The organism is Mycobacterium sp. PDNC021, from assembly GCF_048282635.1.
Classification (GTDB): Bacteria; Actinomycetota; Actinomycetes; order Mycobacteriales; family Mycobacteriaceae; genus Mycobacterium; species Mycobacterium llatzerense.
In genome coordinates, this window is record NZ_CP182502.1 from 1,260,901 (window position 1) to 1,279,311 (window position 18,411).

The 18,411-nt window shown below is 69.0% G+C and carries 18 protein-coding genes and 1 tRNA gene; 11 read left to right on the top strand and 8 right to left on the bottom strand.

Annotation, left to right across the window (positions count from 1 at the left end; all coding sequences use genetic code 11):
• Position 1 precedes the first annotated feature (1 nt).
• The 6 genes from ACNO8X_RS05800 (at position 2) to soxR (ending at position 2,811) form a co-directional block, all read left to right on the top strand.
• Complete coding sequence (locus ACNO8X_RS05800) at positions 2-775, top strand: type II secretion system F family protein (protein ID WP_418005793.1); 774 nt, start codon at positions 2-4, stop codon at positions 773-775.
• Positions 772-1,338: a type II secretion system F family protein gene (locus ACNO8X_RS05805; RefSeq protein WP_418004533.1), complete on the top strand. Its 567-nt coding sequence runs from the start codon at positions 772-774 to the stop codon at positions 1,336-1,338. The genes ACNO8X_RS05800 and ACNO8X_RS05805 overlap by 4 nt, the downstream gene beginning before the upstream one ends.
• A 23-nt stretch (positions 1,339-1,361) precedes the next feature.
• Positions 1,362-1,565, top strand: coding sequence for a DUF4244 domain-containing protein (locus tag ACNO8X_RS05810; RefSeq protein ID WP_043397293.1), 204 nt, complete (start codon positions 1,362-1,364; stop codon positions 1,563-1,565).
• Positions 1,543-1,884, top strand: coding sequence for a TadE family type IV pilus minor pilin (locus tag ACNO8X_RS05815; protein WP_418004534.1), 342 nt, complete (start codon positions 1,543-1,545; stop codon positions 1,882-1,884). Before ACNO8X_RS05810 ends, ACNO8X_RS05815 begins: the two co-directional genes overlap by 23 nt.
• Positions 1,811-2,218 carry an Rv3654c family TadE-like protein gene (locus ACNO8X_RS05820; RefSeq protein ID WP_418004535.1) on the top strand — a complete coding sequence of 136 codons (408 nt, stop codon included), beginning with the start codon at positions 1,811-1,813 and terminating at the stop codon, positions 2,216-2,218. The genes ACNO8X_RS05815 and ACNO8X_RS05820 overlap by 74 nt, the downstream gene beginning before the upstream one ends.
• A gap of 119 nt (positions 2,219-2,337) precedes the next feature.
• Positions 2,338-2,811, top strand: coding sequence for a redox-sensitive transcriptional activator SoxR (gene soxR, locus ACNO8X_RS05825; protein ID WP_081936734.1), 474 nt, complete (start codon positions 2,338-2,340; stop codon positions 2,809-2,811).
• A 27-nt stretch (positions 2,812-2,838) separates the two neighbouring features.
• Here the strand turns inward: soxR and ACNO8X_RS05830 are convergent, their stop codons facing one another.
• Positions 2,839-3,882 (bottom strand): PAS domain-containing protein, encoded by a 1,044-nt coding sequence (locus ACNO8X_RS05830; protein ID WP_418004536.1) that lies wholly within the window; start codon positions 3,880-3,882, stop codon positions 2,839-2,841.
• A 55-nt stretch (positions 3,883-3,937) separates the two neighbouring features.
• Complete coding sequence (locus tag ACNO8X_RS05835) at positions 3,938-6,301, bottom strand: DEAD/DEAH box helicase (RefSeq protein WP_418004537.1); 2,364 nt, start codon at positions 6,299-6,301, stop codon at positions 3,938-3,940.
• A 224-nt stretch (positions 6,302-6,525) separates the two neighbouring features.
• On the opposite strand from ACNO8X_RS05835, the gene ACNO8X_RS05840 reads away from it, so the two are divergent.
• From ACNO8X_RS05840 to topA, 3 genes are all read left to right on the top strand, one after another.
• The gene (locus ACNO8X_RS05840) at positions 6,526-6,729 is read left to right on the top strand and encodes a cold-shock protein (protein WP_043397302.1); all 204 of its coding nucleotides are present in this window, start codon (positions 6,526-6,528) and stop codon (positions 6,727-6,729) included.
• A gap of 128 nt (positions 6,730-6,857) precedes the next feature.
• Positions 6,858-7,451: a hypothetical protein gene (locus ACNO8X_RS05845; RefSeq protein ID WP_043987667.1), complete on the top strand. Its 594-nt coding sequence runs from the start codon at positions 6,858-6,860 to the stop codon at positions 7,449-7,451.
• Positions 7,452-7,587: 136 nt separating this feature from the next.
• Entirely contained in the window at positions 7,588-10,422 is a 2,835-nt protein-coding gene (gene topA, locus ACNO8X_RS05850; RefSeq protein WP_418005794.1) for a type I DNA topoisomerase, read from the top strand.
• Between the two features lie 4 nt (positions 10,423-10,426).
• Here topA and ACNO8X_RS05855 read toward each other — a convergent pair whose 3' ends face one another.
• From ACNO8X_RS05855 to ACNO8X_RS05870, 4 genes are all read right to left on the bottom strand, one after another.
• Positions 10,427-11,068 (bottom strand): response regulator, encoded by a 642-nt coding sequence (locus ACNO8X_RS05855; RefSeq protein ID WP_418004538.1) that lies wholly within the window; start codon positions 11,066-11,068, stop codon positions 10,427-10,429.
• Positions 11,068-12,297 carry a sensor histidine kinase gene (locus ACNO8X_RS05860; protein ID WP_418004539.1) on the bottom strand — a complete coding sequence of 410 codons (1,230 nt, stop codon included), beginning with the start codon at positions 12,295-12,297 and terminating at the stop codon, positions 11,068-11,070. Before ACNO8X_RS05860 ends, ACNO8X_RS05855 begins: the two co-directional genes overlap by 1 nt.
• The gene (locus ACNO8X_RS05865; protein ID WP_418004540.1) at positions 12,294-13,337 is read right to left on the bottom strand and encodes an acyltransferase domain-containing protein; all 1,044 of its coding nucleotides are present in this window, start codon (positions 13,335-13,337) and stop codon (positions 12,294-12,296) included. Before ACNO8X_RS05865 ends, ACNO8X_RS05860 begins: the two co-directional genes overlap by 4 nt.
• A 94-nt stretch (positions 13,338-13,431) precedes the next feature.
• A complete protein-coding gene (locus tag ACNO8X_RS05870; protein WP_418004541.1) occupies positions 13,432-15,024 on the bottom strand; it encodes an adenylate/guanylate cyclase domain-containing protein in 1,593 nt (530 codons plus the stop codon).
• An 83-nt stretch (positions 15,025-15,107) separates the two neighbouring features.
• Here ACNO8X_RS05870 and ACNO8X_RS05875 point away from each other — a divergent pair, with 83 nt between their 5' ends.
• Positions 15,108-16,340 carry a DNA polymerase III subunit delta' gene (locus ACNO8X_RS05875; RefSeq protein WP_418004542.1) on the top strand — a complete coding sequence of 411 codons (1,233 nt, stop codon included), beginning with the start codon at positions 15,108-15,110 and terminating at the stop codon, positions 16,338-16,340.
• 57 nt (positions 16,341-16,397) lie between these two features.
• Positions 16,398-16,473 (top strand) — tRNA-Thr (locus ACNO8X_RS05880).
• On the opposite strand, the gene ACNO8X_RS05885 is transcribed toward ACNO8X_RS05880, so the two are convergent.
• A complete protein-coding gene (locus ACNO8X_RS05885; RefSeq protein ID WP_418004543.1) occupies positions 16,444-16,656 on the bottom strand; it encodes a hypothetical protein in 213 nt (70 codons plus the stop codon). The genes ACNO8X_RS05880 and ACNO8X_RS05885 overlap by 30 nt on opposite strands.
• Positions 16,657-18,402 carry a hypothetical protein gene (locus ACNO8X_RS05890; RefSeq protein WP_418004544.1) on the bottom strand — a complete coding sequence of 582 codons (1,746 nt, stop codon included), beginning with the start codon at positions 18,400-18,402 and terminating at the stop codon, positions 16,657-16,659.
• Positions 18,403-18,411: the final 9 nt, after the last annotated feature.

Sequence of the window (18,411 nt, forward strand, 5' to 3'; positions counted from 1 at the left end):
GATGCTGGCACTGGCCGTGCTGGTCGCGCCCGGGCCGGGCGGCGCCAGGCGCCTTGGGCAGCGAAAACGGTTGGTGGAATTCGGGTCTCGCGGTGGAGCGCGGATGCCATGGTTGGTGGCGGCAGCGGTCGTAGTGACGTCGCTGGTCGTCCTGCCGCTGCCGGTGACGCTGGCGGGTGCGGCCGTGGTCGGGACCGCCGGGCTCCGCTGGCAGCGGTCGCGGCGGGCGGCGGAACGTGCCAGAGAAGCGCAGACCCTGCAGGGCGCACTCGGCATCCTGGTCGGCGAACTGCGGGCCGGGGCGCATCCGGTGGCGGCGTTCGACGCCGCGGCCCACGAAGTGGACGGACCCGTTGCCGCGGCGTTGGGGGAGGTCGCGGCGCGGGCCCGGCTGGGCGCCGATGTCTCGGCCGGTCTGCGCGCGGTCGCGGGATCGTCGGCACTGCCCGCCCACTGGCAGCGCCTCGCCGTGTACTGGCAACTGGCGCTCGACCACGGCCTGGCGATCGCCCCGCTGATGCGTGCCGCCGAGCGTGATGTCGTTGCGCGCGAACGTTTCTCATCGCGGATCAGGGCCGGTATGGCCGGAGCCCGAACGACGGCGGCGGTGTTGTCCGGACTGCCCGCGCTCGGAATTGTCCTGGGGCAGCTGATCGGTGCGCATCCGGTGCGCTTCCTGCTGGGCGACGGCTCGGCCGTGCTGGCGGTCGGGGTGGTGCTGTGCTGCCTCGGACTGCTGTGGTCGGACCGGATCATCGCAGGGGCGCAGCGATGAGCGGAATCTTCCTGATGGCGTTCGCGCTCTTGCTGCTGCCCGGCCCAGCGGTGCACCGAATCCGTCCCCGTCTGCTGGACCGGTCGTCCCCGCCGGCGGCGCCGCGCGACGACCCGCTGGCGGTGCCATCGAGCTTGGACGTGCTGGCGGCCTGCCTGTCGGCGGGCATGGCGACCAGTGCCGCGGCCGCGGCGGCGGTGTCGTCAGCGCCTTCCGGTCTGGCCACCGTGCTGCGGCGTGCGGCCGAACTCCTGGCCCTGGGCGCCAGTCCGGCGACGGCCTGGTCGGAGCCGGGTGGCGGTACTGACCCGCACCTGGTCGCGCTGCTCCGGCTGGCGCGACGGTCGGCGTCGTCGGGAGCCGCGATGGCTCAGGGCGTCGCCGAACTGGCCGAGCAGGCCCGGGCCGACGCCGGTGACGCGGCGGACGCGGCCGCCGAGCGGGCCAACGTGTTGATCGCCGGTCCACTGGGGCTGTGCTACCTGCCGGCATTCGTCTGTCTCGGCATTGTGCCGGTGGTCGCCGGCCTGGCCGGTGACGTGTTCCGGTCGGGGGTGTTCTGATCACAACAAGGGGAGGAAAAACCATGAAAATCAACAGCTTTCGCAACTGGGAAGCTCGGGCGACCCTGCTGCTCACCGATGAGAGCGGCATGTCCACCGTCGAGTACGCCATCGGCACCGTCGCGGCCGCGGCTTTCGGCGCCATCCTGTACACGGTGGTCACCGGGGACTCGATCGTCAGCGCCCTGACGGGCATCATCTCCCGTGCTCTCACCACCAAGGGATGACCGCGGCGGCGTCACGGTCGAGGCGGCGTTCGCGGTTGCCGCCCTCATCGCGGTCGCGGTCCTCGGTATCGGCGGGCTGGCGGCGGTCTCGATGCAGGTGCGCTGTATCGACGCGGCCAGGGAAGCGGCCCGCCTCGCGGCCCGCGGCGACGATCGTGCCGCCGTCGATACGGCCCGGCGTACCGGACCCGACGGCGCCTCGGTCGAGGTGCGGCGCGACGGCGGGCGGGTCGTGGCCCGGGTCCGTGTTCCCGCCCCGCTGCTCCCCGGCGTCACGGTGGGGGCGGAGGCGGTGGCGGCGCCCGAACCTGGCGCATGACGACCGGGGCACGGCGACGGTGTTCGCGGTCGCGCTGATCGTGGTGCTCGTCGGGATCATGACCGGCGCGGCCGCCGTGGGCACCGCGGTGATCGGCCGACACCGCGCGCAGTCAGCGGCCGACCTGGCCGCGCTGGCTGCCGCAGGCGCATTGGCCGCCGGACCCGGCCAATCCTGTCGCCGGGCCGCCGCCGTCGCCGAAGCAATGGACAGCCGGGTTGACCACTGCTCGGTGCAGCGGCTGGATGTGGTGGTCGACGTGGAGGTGCCGGTGCGGTTCGGCCGGTGGCACCTGGGCGAGGCGCACGGCCGGGCCCGCGCCGGGCCAGGCTGAGGGCAGTCCGGTGGCCACAACGATCAGAAGGCCGCAGAAGAACACATCACCCCACCCGGGTTTGACCGCGGCCCGATCTGCTGTGTCACTTCGCATGTCACCACCGTAGAATCTCAACTATGGTTGAGATCAAGCGTATGGGTCCGACCGATCTGCTCACCATCGGGGAGATCGTGAAACGGACGGGGGTTCCCGCGTCGGCGCTGCACTTCTACGAGCGAAAAGGGCTGATCCATCCCGAGCGCACATCTGGCGGGACGCGGCTCTATCCACGGCACCTGGAGCGTCGGATCGCCGTCATCCAGGTGGCCAAGCGTCTCGGCATTCCCCTCAGCGAGGTCGCCGAGCACTTCCGGACGCTGCCGGATGACAGGATGCCGTCACTGCGGGACTGGACCAGGCTCAACAAGAGATGGCGTGCGCAACTGCGTGAGCGACAGCTCGAGCTGGAGCGGCTTCAGTCGGAGATGGACCAGTGCATCGGGTGCGGGTGTATCTCTCTGAACCACTGCCTGGTCATCAACCCTGGGGACGAGCTCGCCGCCGAAGGGCCGGGAGCGCGGCGTTTGATGCCCATCGACGAATCGAATTAGGCAGGTGCCGAACAGGTTTCGACACCGTCAGGACTCGGGCACCTCGTCGTCGGCCAGCCGGTCTTCGGCGGCCATCAGTTCGCCGTAGGTGGGCAATCGCAGCGACAGCAGCCCGGCGAAGGTGTCGTCGGCGACTTCGAGTCGGTGCGCGGTGACGTGAATCGGCACCCAGCCGCCGTCGTGCGCACGCAGTCGCAGTACCCGTGACGTCGGCCCGCTGGCGAACTCGACTGTCATGACGGCCATTTCGGGCAGCTCGTTCGGGTGCACCACCAATTCGGGCTTGTTGTCGGCGCTCCAGTCGAACAGCGGACAGGTTTCGTCGATCCACTTGATCAACTTCCAGCTGTTCAGGTCGACCATGGCGCGGTAGACCCCGGGCACTGCCGGGCCGTTCATGATCTGCCGTGCCCGGTCGAGCGGCGTGGCAGACGAATTGTCTCGGACTGCCCGCCAGTTCATGGCCCGGCAGATGAGCTGGTCCTCTCCGTCTTCGTCGGGCTCGTTCAGTACCCGCGCGGCGAACCCGACCGAGATCGGGCGCCCCCGGAAGTCGGTCATCTCCCAAGTGCTGGTGAAGGTTTGGCCGGGCTCGGGCTTGATCACGGCCGAGATGACCCGCGCCTCGTTCGGCTTGAGCTTGCGGGTCTGCAGGTCGTCGGCGAAAGCACGGCCGTGGGTGGCCTCGGCGGCCGGGTTGAGGCCGCTGTTGGCCAGCGACTCCATGGTGTCGGTCGCGATGCCGTTGGTCAGGTCCCACTTCAGCGGGCCCGGGATGATCCGGTCCGGTGGATCGGCGTCGGGCGTGCCGACCCACACGTGGACGCCATGGATGCGGCCGTCGGTCATCTGCACCACTTCGGTCCGGATCACCCGGTCGCTCTTGGGCGTGATGCTCGTCAGCGGCAGACCGGCGCGCACGGTTTCCCCGATCGCCGACTGGATCGCCATCAGACTGGAGTTGCGCCGCAGAAAAGCGCTGATGGGCACCATGTCTACGGTTTGCTGCCCCTGCGCGACGACGGCAGGTTCGGCGCCGAGGGTCTCGACGAGGAGCCAGTCGTCCGTCATGGCCGTAGTTTATCCGTTTCAGCGCGCTTTGCTCTGCCCGATGTCGGGCGGCGGCCTACTTTCCGTGGGCCGCCAAAGTGCGGACAACCAGGCGAAGTACCTGGACAGCACCGGCTTTGTCCAGCGGATCGTTCGCATTGCCGCACTTGGGCGATTGCACACAGGAGGGGCAACCGTGACGGCACTCACATGCTTCGATCGCCGCGGCCGTGGCGGACCACCAGGTGGACAGCTGCCGGAACCCGCGGTCGGCGAACCCGGCGCCGCCCGGATAGCCGTCGTACACGAAAATCGTTGGCAGACCGGATAAATCGCCGGGTGCGGGTCCGGATGCGGTGGACACACCGCCGATGTCACCCCGGTCGCAACTGGCCACCAGCGGCAGCAGGCCGATCGCGGCGTGCTCGGCGGCGTGCAGCGAACCGGGCACCCGTAGTGGGTCAATCCCGTTGTCGAGCAATACTTCCGGGGTCATCGTGCACATGACCGCCATGGTGTCCAGGGTGCGGGTCGGCATATCGAGGTCGACGAAATCGAGCACAGTGCCGTCCATGGCGCGGCGCAGGAAACCCACCACGGTGTTGGACACCGACACCGGGACCAGGCCGATGGCCACCGGCCCGAACCGGCGAATCTCACCGGTCCCTCTCACGCTGATATCCGTGACCTCCCGGGCGGATGTGGTGTAGCCGGGATTCTCGGCGTGGACGAAGGCGACTCCGGCCTCGAAGTCGAGGGCGTCCACCAGGAAGGTCTCGCCCTGGTGCAGGTGGACGGCGCCCGGGTGCACCGAGGCCGGTGCCTGTCCGGCACCGGTGCTGCCCAGCATGCGTCCGGTACCGGACTCCAGGATGGCGATCTGCCCGCCCGATGAACCCCGGATGTCCACGGCAGGGTGCGGATCCACGCCGGGCGCCGGAAAATAGCCGGCGGGGCGTTTGCGCAGCAGGCCGTCGTCGACCAGTGCTTCGGCGACCGCCTCGGCGTCCCACATCCGCACCTCGGCCGGTGTCAGCGGGAGTTCGGTTGCCGCGCAAAGCAATTGTGGCGACAGCACGTACGGATTCGCGGGATCGATGACGATTCGCTCGATGGGCTTGTCCAGCAGCGCGGCGGGATGGTGCACCAGGTAGGTGTCGAGCGGGTCGTCGCGGGCGATCAGCACGATCAGCGCGCTCTGGCCGCGCCGCCCCGCACGGCCGGCCTGCTGCCAGAACGAGGCCACCGTGCCGGGGAACCCGGCCAGCACCACCGCGTCCAGTCCGGCGATGTCGACGCCGAGCTCCAGCGCGTTCGTGGTGGCCAGTCCGCGCAATTCCCCTTCCGTCAGGGCATGTTCCAGGGCCCGACGGTCCTCGGCCAGGTACCCGGCACGGTAGGACGCCACCAGCGGGGCCAGGTCGGGAGCGATGTTCTCGAGCCGGGCCCGCGCGCCGAGCGCCGTCAGCTCGGCGCCGATGCGCGATCGGACGAAGGTCAGGGTGCGGGCGCCTTCGGCGATCAGGTCGGCCATCACCCGTGAGGCCTCGGTACCGGCGGACCGCCGGACCGGGGCGCCGTTTTCACCGACCAGATCGGTGAGCAGCGCGGGCTCCCACAGCGCCACCGTGCGGCCGCCGTGCGGCGACCCGTCCTCGGTGATCGCGGTGACCGTCTGGCCGAGCAACTCGGACGCCGTCTGTGCCGGGGCGGCGGTGGTGGCGCTGGCGAACACCACCGTGGGTGCCGACCCGTAGCGATCGCACAGGCGCAGCAGCCGGCGCAGCACCATCGCCACGTTCGAGCCGAAAATGCCCCGGTAGTAATGGCATTCGTCGATCACCACGAACTTCAGTTGACGCAGGAACACGGCCCAGCGGGAATGGTTGCGTAGCAGGGACAGGTGCACCATATCGGGATTGGAGAAGATCCAGCGGGACCGTTCCCGGGCGAATTGCCTTGCCTCTGTTGAGCTGTCACCGTCGTAGGCGGACGGGGCGACGTTGCCGAGGCCGGGAATCGAGGCGCACAGCGACTGGGCGGCACGGAGCTGGTCGTGGCCCAGTGCCTTGGTCGGGGACAAGTACAGGGCGCGGGCGTGCACATCGGTTTGCATCGCGTGCAGGATCGGCAGTTGGTAGGCCAGGGATTTGCCGGATGCGGTGCCCGTCGCGATCACCACGTGCCGGCCGGCGTGCGCCGACTCGGCCGCGGATACCTGATGCGACCACGGCTGCGCCACACCGCGATCGGTGAAAGCGCGCACCACGTCGTCGCCGACCCAAGTGGGCCAGGGCATTCGGCGAGCCTGTCGTGGGGCCAGGTCGGCGACGTGCCGCAGCGGCTGCTCGTCGGCCGGGGTGCCGTCGAGTGCGGAGGACAACAGTTCACGCCCGAAGTTCGGCTGCGCTGCAGCGTCATCGGACTCCGCGTGTGTCACTGTGATCCCTTCTCAGCCATGGCTGCTGCCCGGTGCAGCGCGCCAAGATGAATTGTTAACCACACATCGTCGTGTGACTGTTGCGACAGCGCCCGACATGGTTGACTGAACTCGGTCGCAGCTGCTGTATTCGTGTGTCAACACCCGCGAACGTCGTTGCGCTCCCGGTACATCGGAAGACTCGGTGGATCGCACCCGCAGTAACAGAAGGAAATGAACGACAAATGCCACAGGGGACTGTGAAGTGGTTCAACCCGGAGAAGGGTTACGGCTTCATTGAGCAGGAAGGCGGCGGCGGCGACGTCTTCGTCCACTACAAGCAGATTCAGTCCAACGGGTTCCGCACCCTGGAAGAGAATCAGAAGGTCGACTTCGAGGTCGAGCAGGGCGCCAAGGGCCCGCAGGCTCTCAACGTCCGCCCCATCTGAGGCTGAGAGACTGACAAACGCCCCCGCATCGTCTGTGACGGAGTGGGGGCGTTTCGCATAGCGCCGCCTGATCGCCGCGCGGCTTTGCCTCCACGCCTTTCTTTGTGGGCTGGCCTACTGTCGGCAGGGTGAGCCAGCTGTCCTTCTTCTCGGCCGAGTCGGTGCCGCCCGAGGTGGCCGACCTGACCGGGTTGCTCGCTGCGCCGGGACAGCTGGTCCAGGCCGGCGATGCGGCGGACGGCCGAAAGGTCCGCTTGTCCGTCGTCGTCGACGCGTTGTGGCGGGCCGAGGCGCTCGCCGAGATGATCGCCGAAACGGGCTTGAAGCCGGAGATCACCCACACCGACGAGAAGACCCCGTTGGTGCGCACCGAAGCCGACGCCAGGCTGGCGCCCATGGCGGAGGACTGGACTCGCGGAGCCGTCAAAACCGTCCCCGAAGGGTGGTTGCCGGGCCCTCGGGAGCTGCGCGCCTGGGTGCTGGCCGCGGGCATGGCGGAACCGAACGGCTACTTGTTGGGTTTGGATCCCCACGCACCGGATACTCATTCGGCGTTGGCGTCGGCACTTATGCGAGTCGGTATCGCGCCAACCTTGATCGGGACCCGAGGCCATCATCCGGCCCTGCGGATTAGCGGCCGGCGGAGGCTGTTACGCCTGGTAGAGAACGTGGGGGAGCCACCCGGGTTCACCGAGGCGTTTCTCCAATGGCCCCGGACTTAGTGGGTGCACACCGTATATTTTGGCCGCAACCGGTTTGCGTAGGCTCGCGCGGAGTGTCAAATTGTGACTTGCCTTGGGACCGGATGACCGTTAGGCATTCATTCGGTGTCGTAACGCAGACCAAGAAGTGGAGCGGATAGATACGGTGGCTGACCTCGATGGTGCCGGTAGCGGCAGCCGGGTCCGGCGACTCGTCATAGTCGAGTCGCCTACCAAGGCGCGCAAAATTGCCGGTTACCTCGGCGCCAACTATGTCGTTGAATCGTCGCGCGGACATATACGTGACCTCCCGCGGAACGCCGCGGACGTGCCGGCCAAATATAAAGGTGAGGCGTGGGCCCGCCTCGGCGTGAACGTCGACGACAACTTCGAGCCGCTGTACATCGTGAGCCCGGACAAGAAGGCCACGGTCACCGAGCTCAAGGACCTGCTCAAGGGCGTCGACGAGCTCTACCTCGCGACGGACGGTGACCGCGAGGGTGAAGCCATCGCGTGGCACCTGCTGGAGACGCTGAAACCCAAGGTGCCGGTCCGGCGCATGGTGTTCCACGAGATCACCGAGCCCGCGATCCTGGCGGCCGCCGAGAACCCGCGCGACCTGGACATCGCCCTGGTCGACGCGCAGGAGACCCGCCGCATCCTCGACCGCCTCTACGGCTACGAGGTCAGCCCGGTGCTGTGGAAGAAGGTTGCGCCGAAGCTGTCGGCCGGCCGCGTGCAGTCAGTCGCGACCCGGATCATCGTGCAGCGCGAGCGTGAACGCATGGCGTTCCGCAGCGCCGGCTACTGGGACGTCACCGCCGAGCTGGACGCCAGCGTGTCCGACGCGACCGCCTCGCCGCCCAAGTTCACCGCCAAGCTCAACTCCGTCGACGGCCGACGGGTCGCCAGCGGTCGCGATTTCGACTCCCTCGGCGCGGTCAAGAAGCCCGACGAGGTGCTGGTGCTCGACGAGGCCGGCGCGGACGCCCTGGCCGCCGGACTGCGTGGCGAGTCGCTGACCGTCAGCTCGGTGGAGCAGAAGCCGTACACGCGCAAGCCGTACGCGCCGTTCATGACCTCGACGCTGCAGCAGGAAGCCGGCCGCAAGCTGCGGTTCTCCTCCGAGCGCACCATGAGCATCGCGCAGCGGCTGTACGAGAACGGCTACATCACCTACATGCGTACCGACTCCACGACGCTGTCGGAGTCGGCGATCAACGCCGCGCGTACGCAGGCCGGGCAGCTCTACGGCCAGGAGTACGTCCACCCGACGCCGCGGCAGTACACGCGCAAGGTCAAGAACGCGCAAGAGGCACACGAGGCCATCCGCCCCGCCGGTGACGTCTTCCAGACGCCTGGCCAGCTGCACGGCGCCCTGGACACCGACGAGTTCCGGCTCTACGAGCTGATCTGGCAGCGCACCGTCGCCTCCCAGATGGCCGATGCCCGCGGCACGACGCTGTCGCTGCGCATCTCCGGCACCGCCCGCACGGGCGAGCAGGTCGTATTCAGCGCCTCCGGCCGCACCATCACCTTCGCCGGCTTCCTGAAGGCCTACGTCGAGAGCCTCGACGAGCAGGCCGGCGGCGAGGCCGACGACGCCGAGAGCCGCCTGCCGAACCTGACGCAGGGCCAGCGGGTGGATGCCGCCGAGCTCACCGCGGACGGGCACACCACCAACCCGCCGGCCCGGTACACCGAGGCCTCGCTGATCAAGGCGCTGGAAGACCTGGGTATCGGTCGTCCGTCGACCTACTCGTCGATCATCAAGACCATCCAGGACCGCGGCTACATCTACAAGAAGGGCAGCGCCCTGGTGCCGGCCTGGGTGGCGTTCGCCGTCATCGGGCTGCTGGAACAGCACTTCGGCCGTCTGGTCGACTACGACTTCACCGCCGCGATGGAGGACGAGCTCGACGGCATCGCCGCCGGGACCGAGCAGCGCACCAACTGGCTGTCGAACTTCTACTTCGGCGGCGAGCACGGCGTCGAGGGTTCGGTCGCCCGCGAGGGTGGCCTGAAGAAGCTGGTCGGCGTCAACCTCGAAGGCATCGACGCGCGAGAAGTCAACTCCATCAAGCTGTTTGACGATGCCGAAGGCCGCGCCATCAACGTCCGGGTGGGACGCAACGGTCCGTACCTGGAGCGGATGATCGCCGATGAGGAGAACCCCGGTGAGCTGAAACCGCAGCGCGCCAACCTCAACGACGACCTGACGCCCGACGAGCTCACCCTCGAACTGGCTGAAAAGCTTTTCGCCACACCGCAAGAGGGCCGGGTGCTGGGTGTCGACCCGGCGAGCGGGCACGAGATCGTCGCCAAGGACGGCCGTTACGGGCCGTACGTCACCGAGGTGCTGCCTGCGCCGCCGGAGGAGCCCGACGCCGGCACCGGGGCGAAGAAGACGAAGAAGCCCGTCGGACCCAAGCCGCGCACCGGATCTCTGCTGCGCTCAATGGATTTGGAGACGGTGACGCTCGACGACGCGCTGAAGCTGCTGTCGTTGCCGCGCGTCGTCGGCGTCGATCCGGAGAACAACGAGGAGATCACCGCGCAGAACGGCCGCTACGGCCCGTACCTCAAGCGCGGCACCGACTCTCGTTCACTGGCCACCGAAGAGCAGATGTTCACCGTCACGCTCGAAGAGGCGCTGAAGATCTACGCCGAGCCGAAACGTCGTGGGCGCCAAGGTGCGGCGACGCCGCCGCTGCGCGAGCTGGGTACCGATCCGGTGTCGAACAAGCCGATGGTGATCAAGGATGGTCGCTTCGGTCCGTACGTCACCGACGGTGAAACCAACGCGAGTCTGCGCAAGGGCGACGACGTCATGTCGATCACCGATGAGCGGGCCTCGGAATTGTTGTCCGACAGGCGGGCTCGTGGCCCGGCGAAGAAGGCTGCCAAGAAGACTCCGGCGAAGAAGACGGCGGCCAAGAAGACCGCCGCCAAGAAGGCGCCGGCGAAGAAGGCCGCCGCGAAGAAGGCCTGATCAGCTACTCCAGCAGCTGATTACGCATCGCCACCGCGACGGCCGCGCCCCGGTCGGCCACGCCGAGCTTCTCGTAGAGGCGCCGGATGTGGGTCTTGACGGTGGCAGGCGCGACGATCAACTCGGCAGCGATCGTGGGCACCGACTTCCCGTCGGCGATGAGGCGCAGGATCTGACGTTCGCGGTCGCTGAGCACCGGTGCGTCGCCGGAGGCCTGGCGGTGTACCTGTGTGGCCAGCGTGGTGACGAGCTCCGGTGGCAGCACGCTTTCGCCGCGCGCGCAGGCGATCACGGCGGCCACGATGTCGTCACGGTCGGCCGACTTCGGCAGGTAGCCGGCCGCGCCGTCCTGGATGGCCCGGTAGACCACCGCGCCCTCGGTGCTTGCCGACAGCAGCAGCACCCGGGTCGGCAGTCGGTCCCTGACCACAGCGTGTGTGACGGCGATCCCGTCGATACCGGGCATGTGATAGTCCAGCAGCGCCACATCGGGGAGGTGCTCCCGGATTCCGGCCAGTGCCGCGGTGCCGTCGCCCACCGCGCAGACCACCTCGGTGCGACCGCTGCCCGCCAGGGCGCGCACCACGCCGTCGCGGTAGAGGGGATGATCGTCGCCGACCAGCACCCGCACCTTGCGATCTGCCATCACGTCTCCTGTCGGTGGAGGTCTTCGTAGCGTGCCGGGATCTGCACGCGCACGGTCGTTCCTGATTCGATGGCCGGGAAATCGATTCTGCCGCCGATGGTCTCGACCCGGGCGCGGTGCGATGCCAGGCCGATGTGGCCTTCGCTCAGGCGCTTGGACAGTACGCGCGGATCGATGCCGATGCCGTTGTCGCGCACCACCAATGTCACGTCATCGCCGTGGTCGCGCAGCTCGAGCCTGACCTGGCTCGCGCCGGCATGCCGCCCGATATTGTTGAGCAGCTCGCGCGCGACGCCGTAGAGCATCGCGTCGTCGGGATGATTGAACGGGTAGTCCACCACCAATTCCACTGGCACGCCGGTGCGTTCGGTGAAGGTGTGCGCCAAAGTGGTGACCGCCGCGCCCAGGCCGGCTTCGTGCAGTACCGCCGGGTGCAGTTCGCGGGTGACCTGGCGCAGCTCCTCGGATACGTCGGCCACCAGTTCGCTGGCCCGCTCGACCCCGGCAGGGTCCTTGCCGCGCAGCACATCACGCAGGTCTTGCCGCGCGACCAATAGCGTCTGCAGGGCCCCGTCGTGCAGTGCCTCCGCGATGCGTCCGCGTTCGCGTTCCTCGGCGGTCATCACATCAGCCAGGAGCAGCGACCGGCTCGCGGTCAGCTCGGCGACGCTGACCAGCCTGCGCTGCTGGACCCGCGACACCGTATACGAGCACAGACACAGCAGGCTGAGCATGCTCAGCAAGGTCAGGTTCTCCAGCGCGGAGAGCTCTTTGCGAAAAGTCGGGTCCGCCACCACCGCGATGGCGCCGGCGATGATCGCACCGATGGATGCGACGGCAGCGCGGGCGCCGGTCTGGGTGGCGATGAAGAACGGCAGGAATGCCAGGAGGCCCAGCACCAAATAGCTTCCGGTGGAAAGGAATTGCAGGCCGCACAAGGCCGCTACATCGACCGTCACCATGGGCTCGAGTTTGCGCAGCCGGCGCGCCCGCTCCGGGTGGCGCAGCCACAGCCACGCCGCGGTCACCGATAGCGCTCCGTAGCCGGCGATCAACAGGAGCTGGGCCTGCCAGGTGTCCGAGGGGGTGCCGCTGCAGACCGCCAGCACCATCAGCGCGACCAATGCCAGGCGCAGGATGCTGCGTTGTCGCCGGGTCTGCCGGTCGAAGGTGCGGAAGATCGCCCGCACGGTGTCGTCCGGGGCCGGGGGGACTGGGGACCCGCTCACCGCCGAGCGCACATCGGGAGTCTAGCGACGCGACCGTCGTCGTGCGCGTAGTCCGGGAGCACGCTGGCCAGCGCCGATTCGAACTGCGCGGCGCCGCCCTGCCCGCGCCGGAGGGTCCCGGTCACCACTGCTGCCGCGCCGGCGCGCGCCGCGGTATCGGACACCGCTGCCGTGAGGACCGGGTGGGCGCTGGATTCGATGAACACCCGTTCCCCTTCGACGAGCAGCCGGCGGATCACCGGCTCGAACAGTACGGGCCTGCGGGCGTTTTGATACCAGTACGCGGCGTCGAGCTCGGTTCCGGTGACCGGCCCGCCCACCGTGGTCGAGTAGATCGGCAGATGGGCATCCCGCGGGTGGATGCCGGACAACAAGGCGCCCAGGCGCGCCCGCAGCGGCTCGATGAACGCGCAGTGCGACGGGATGGACGCCGGTACGACCTTGGCGGTGATGCCGAGCTCGATCAGGTGGGCGGTGAGGTTGGCCAGAGCCGTCGCGGCCCCGGCCGCGGTCGCGGTGTGCGGACCAATGACGCCGGCCAGCTCGAGAGCGCCCGCGTAGGGCACCAGCAGCGGCTCCAGTTCGGCTGCCGGCAGATCGACCGACGCGATGCCGCCGAGTCCGACGAGGTGGTCGGCGAACAGCTGGGACCGGCCCACGATGACCCGGGCGGCATCCTGCACCGTCAGCGCTCCGGCGACACAGGCCGCGGCCACCTCGCCCTGGGACTGACCGACCACGGCGCGCACCTGCAGACCGCGGGACTGCCAGAGTTCCGCGAGGGCGACGTGCACGCTGAACAAGGCCGGTTGCACGACCTCGACCCGATCCAATCCCCGGGCTCCAGGTCGTCGGCGTAGCACGTCCTCGACCGACCAATCGGCGAATTCGCTTATCGCGCTGTCGCATTCACGCAAGCGGGCGGCGAACACCGGTTCGGCGTCCAGAAGCTCGGTTGCCATTCCGGCCCACTGCGAGCCTTGGCCGGGGAAGACGAGGACCGCGGCCGGGACCGCGGGAGATACGAGGGCAGTAGTCATGTGAATGAGCCTGCTGCCGCGGGCGATTCGGCGGCAGCCGCCATTTGAGCTAACCGCGTGATGAATCGGGTGTCATCCGAATTGATGACACCCGCTATGAGGCCGCGCCGTCGGCGAGCTGTCGCGGTGAGGCCAGCGACAGCGGCCGCGCCAGCTGGGTGGGTGCGGACCGGCCGCGCAGTTCGACGGTCTCGCCGACGTCCCAGCACAGTGCCTCGGCGTCCAGCGCGCCGCTGACGGCGATCGCAGAGGCCAGCACGTGGCCCTCTTCGAGCTTCGCGAGCTCGGTCAGGCGGGCGGCCTCGTTCACGGGGTCGCCGATCACGGTGTACTCGAAGCGGGCCAGCGCGCCGATGTGGCCGGCGATGGCCCGGCCCGCGGAGACGCCGATGCCGAATTCCGTGGTGCCCAGCACCGTCACCAGCTCGTCGTGCAGCTCGCGGGACGCGGCCAGCGCCGCGCCCGAGGCGTCGGGGTGCTCGATGGGAGCGCCGAAGATGGCCAGCGCCGCGTCACCCTGGAACTTGTTCACGAACCCGCCGTGCCGGTTCACGGTGTCCACGATGATCCGGAAGAACTCGTTGAGGATCGACACAACCTCGGCCGCGGGCCTCGTCGACGCCAGCTGCGTCGACCCGATCAGATCGATGAACAGCACCGCGACGTCACGTTCCTGGCCGCCCAGCTCGGTGCCGCGCTCCAGCGCGCGGCGGGCGACGTCCTCACCGACGTAGCGGCCGAACAGATCCCGGAGCCGTTGCCGTTCGGACAGGTCACGCACCATGTCGTTGAACCCGGCCTGCAGCAGGCCCAGCTCGCTGGCGTCGTAAATCTGCATGTGCGCGTTGTAGTTGCCGCGCTGGACCTCCCCCAGGGCCCACCGCAGCTGCCGCAGCGGGTCGGCGATCGACATGGCGACCAGCACGTTGCCGGCCAGGCCGACCGCCAGGGCGGTGATCGCCAGCAGCAGGATCGGGGTGTCGAGCTGGTGATTCTGGGTGATGAAGGGCGTGTACTGGCCGGCGAGGCGGGCCACGATGATCGCCAGCAGCGGAACGCCCGTCGACAGCACCCAGGTCAGCACCTGGCGCTGGATGACGCCGGGCGCCTTGAAGTTCTCCGGCACGCCGTCGCGCAGCGCGGCGACGGCGACGGGCCGCAGCACCCGCTCGGACTGCAGGTAGCCGATGATCGCGGTGGCGGTGGCACCGAGCGCGCTCGCGACCGCGACGAAGGGCGCCGAGCGGCTGGCCACCGGCCAGCTCGCGATGATGAACACCACCGAACCGAGGAACCAGTTTCCGACGCTGATCAGGGTCCGGTAGTACGGCATCTTGAGCGCCCGGGTCCGGGCCAGCTCGGTGAATGCCGGGTCGGTGGCGTCGCCGTGCAGGGTGTCCCGCCTTTGCCAGCGGATCACCGGGATCAACAGCCGCAGACTCAGCCACGCGGCCACCACGAACGAGACGAACAGGACGGTGAGGAACACCGCCAGGTTCACCGCCGGCAGGTCCTGTAGCTGGATGCGGTCTTCGGCCGGCAGACCGAACCGCAGGAAGCCCAGAACGAACAGCGCGCCGATGATGTCGGCCTGCAACAGGCTCAGCGTGAACACCGGCCACGGCGTGCGCGCCACCCACCGGACGAACCCCCTGATTCGCCCGATGTTCTTCACATCGGTGGCCACCCGCTAACCGTATCCGGCCGGGGCGACGGATATTGCCGCTGCGCGCAGGTTCGTGTCGCCGGCGACGGTTACTGTGGGGCCCGATGAGCGGAGTTTTCTCGCGTTTGGTCGGCCAGGATGCCGTGGAAGCCGAGTTGGTGGCCGCAGCGCGAGCGGCCCGGGGTGATTCGGCTCACAGCGGCGTCACAACCGGCAGCATGACGCATGCCTGGTTGATCACCGGGCCGCCCGGTTCGGGCCGGTCCATCGCTGCTGTGTGCTTTGCTGCGGCGCTGCAGTGCACCGCGGGGGCCGCCGAGGGCGGTCCGGGCTGCGGGGCCTGCCGGGCGTGTACGACGACGATGGCGGGCACCCACGCCGATGTGCGTCGCGTGATTCCCGAGGGGCTGTCCATCGGTGTCGACGAGATGCGCGCCATCGTGCAGACCGCATCCCGGCGGCCGGGCACCGGGCGCTGGCAGATCGTCGTGGTCGAAGACGCCGACCGGCTCACCGAGGGCGCGGCCAACGCTCTGCTCAAGGTCGTCGAGGAGCCGCCGCCATCGACGGTGTTCCTGCTGTGCGCACCGTCGGTGGACCCCGAGGACATCGCGGTGACGCTGCGGTCGCGGTGCCGGCACGTCGCATTGACGACGCCGCGGGTCGACGCCATCGCCCAGGTGCTGATGGACAACGACGGACTGCCCGAGTCCGACGCGCGCTGGGCGGCGTCGGTCAGTGGCGGCCACGTCGGCCGGGCCCGACGGCTCGCCACTGATGAGCAGGCCCGGTCGCGCCGGGAACGCGCCCTGGGCCTGGCCCGGGACGCGGCGACGCCGGCGCGGGCATACGCCGCGGTCGAGGAGCTCGTCGCGTCGGCCGAGGCCGAGGCGGTGGCGCTGACGGCCGGCCGCAACGAGACCGAGACCGAGGAGCTCAGGACGGCGCTGGGCGCCGGTGGCACCGGAAAGGGTGCGGCGGGCGCGCTGCGGGGCGCCGCGGGTGCGCTGAAGGACCTGGAGAAGCGGCAGAAGTCGCGGCAGACCCGGGCGTCGCGCGATGCCCTGGACCGGGCGCTGATCGACCTGGCCACGTACTTCCGCGACGCGTTGGTGATCTCGTCCGGGGCCTCGGGTGTGGCGGCGGCCAACCATCCGGACATGAGCGACAAGGCGGCGGCGATGGCCGCCCACGTGCCTGCCGACCAGCTATTGCGCTGCGTCGAGGCGGTCCTGGCCTGCCGCGAGGCGCTGGCCACCAACGTCAAGCCGAAGTTCGCCGTCGACGCCATGGTGGCGACCATGGGACAGGCCCTGCGGGCCGGAGGGCGGAACTGACTTTGGCGGCGTGCGGGCCGTCCCGTAGACTCGTCCCGCCCCGCCTCGGTGGGGCACGCCACCCTAGCTCAGTCGGTAGAGCAATTCACTCGTAATGAATAGGTCAGGGGTTCGATTCCCCTGGGTGGCTCCATGATTTTCGGGCTCTGATGATGAGCGTCGCGACGCCTACTGCGCCGACGATCAGGAGGCCGGGTAGCAGGAGCCAGATTCCCACGGCGATCTGGCCGTCGGCGTCGTTGTGCTGCACTGCCCGCATGCCGTCGATATCGCGCACCATTATCCGGTCGCGCGGTTGCAGGTTGGGTGGCAGCACTCACTTGGGCGCCAGGAACCCCACCGGCCCGGACGCGACGCACACCGACAGCGCTGACGTGTTGGCCTTCACCTGAATCGACGCCCCGGCACCGGGCAGCCGGACGAACACCCGGTTCAGTCCGGGGTGCACCGGCACCCGTGCCTCGCGCCCCTCGGGCAGGGACATGGTCAGGGACCCGTCGCTGTTGGCCAGGTAGTTGAGCTCGGCGGTCCAGTCTGCCGGCAGCAGCGGGCCGTCGAGCGGCATCGTCACCGGTGCGTCGGTCTGCACCAGGTAGCCGCAGTTCGGTGCCGGGCCGGGGGCGATGGTGCGGGTCCAGGTCACCTTGGCCGGCACCAATTGTCCGGTCGCGGTGAGCATCTGCAAAGACGTTGTGCTGGCAGCGAATTCAGGCCGGTCGCGGAGGAGGGCGAACATATGACTGGCCAGGTTCTCCGGAAACGCCACGCGTTGCAGCACCAGCGGGTCGACTTCCTGGTCGAGCAGCGGCACGCCGCGGGGCGCGGCGGCCAAGGATGCCTCGGCGTTGACGAGATAGGCGCGGGTCGGATTGTCGCGCCAGCTGGGCAGGAAGGTCGCCCACGAGTACAGGCTGCTGGCCACGAATAGCGTTGCCGCACAAGCAACCACGACACGACGGCGCACGGAGTCGTCGAACCGGGTGCTGCGGTTCGGCGCACAGAACGCGACCGCGGCCAGCAGCGCCAGCACCACCACCAGATCGGAGAGGTAGCGCAACGTCTGCGCCAGTTCGAGGGCGGTGAACTTCGACGACCGCATCAGATAGATCGGCACCTGGCACGCCACGATGTATCCCACCGCGGACAGCCAGACGGGTCCCAGTCGCCGCTTTCGCAGCAGCGACACCGCAACCACGCCGACCAACACCAGCCAACCCAACGCCATCACGACCGGGCCGGGCGTCGCCCACGGTGACGCGGGAGCCCAGCGCTGCCAGTCCCACGGCCCGCCGGCCAGCGTCGGCACCAGACCGTGCGTGACGGAACGCGCCAGCAGCTCCCACGTCATCGGCAGGTCCAGGGTCCAGCGCTTCTGGTTGACCACCAGCAGGTAGACCCCGACCCACCCGATCGTGATGGTGAGGAGCCCCAGCCACAGCCGCAGACCCGTGCGCCACACGGAGACCCGGGTCCCGGTCACGTACATCAATAGCCAGCACACGGCGAAGGCGGTGAACGGGATCACCGCGGACTTCTCGAAGAACAGCAGCCCGCCGAGATAGGCGAGACAGCCGGTCCAGACGTACCGCGGATTTCCGGTGCGCACCAACAGGATGGCGTCGGCGCAGACCCACGCCATGGCCGCCGCCATCGGCAGCGCGTTGAGCCCGGCCGACCACCAGGCGAAGGCCGGCACGCCCAGGGGCGTGAACAGCGCGAACGTCAGCGGCACCAGCAGCACCGGACGCCGGCCGAGGATCACCCGCAGGGCGCGCACGAGCGCCAGCGAGGCGACCAGTTGCAGCAGCACCAGGCTCAGCGCCGGCCAGAACCAATTCAGTGGCGCCAGCCGCGTCAGCGCTCCGGCCAACAGGAACCCGGCAGGCATGACGTGCCCGTCGTGGTCGTTGAACAGGAAGTCGGGCGACAGCAGGGAATGGGTGCCGGCCTGGCCGAGCAGGATCAGGTCGTCCCAGTAGAAATAGCCGCCGAAAGCGAGAACCGCCCGCAGTATCAGCTGCAGCACCACCAGTGCGGCGGTGGTTCGGGCGACCCAGTTCACTCTTGTCGA

Excerpts from the sequence above, each read along its gene's own strand:
- ACNO8X_RS05865 (WP_418004540.1), bottom strand. The coding sequence starts at position 13,337 with ATGACTACTGCCCTCGTATCTCCCGCGGTCCCGGCCGCGGTCCTCGTC.
- ACNO8X_RS05830 (WP_418004536.1), bottom strand. The coding sequence starts at position 3,882 with ATGACGGACGACTGGCTCCTCGTCGAGACCCTCGGCGCCGAACCTGCC.
- ACNO8X_RS05810 (WP_043397293.1), top strand. The coding sequence starts at position 1,362 with ATGAAAATCAACAGCTTTCGCAACTGGGAAGCTCGGGCGACCCTGCTG.
- soxR (WP_081936734.1), top strand. The coding sequence starts at position 2,338 with ATGGTTGAGATCAAGCGTATGGGTCCGACCGATCTGCTCACCATCGGG.
- ACNO8X_RS05855 (WP_418004538.1), bottom strand. The coding sequence starts at position 11,068 with ATGGCAGATCGCAAGGTGCGGGTGCTGGTCGGCGACGATCATCCCCTC.
- ACNO8X_RS05800 (WP_418005793.1), top strand. The coding sequence starts at position 2 with ATGCTGGCACTGGCCGTGCTGGTCGCGCCCGGGCCGGGCGGCGCCAGG.
- ACNO8X_RS05840 (WP_043397302.1), top strand. The coding sequence starts at position 6,526 with ATGCCACAGGGGACTGTGAAGTGGTTCAACCCGGAGAAGGGTTACGGC.
- ACNO8X_RS05805 (WP_418004533.1), top strand. The coding sequence starts at position 772 with ATGAGCGGAATCTTCCTGATGGCGTTCGCGCTCTTGCTGCTGCCCGGC.
- ACNO8X_RS05875 (WP_418004542.1), top strand. The coding sequence starts at position 15,108 with ATGAGCGGAGTTTTCTCGCGTTTGGTCGGCCAGGATGCCGTGGAAGCC.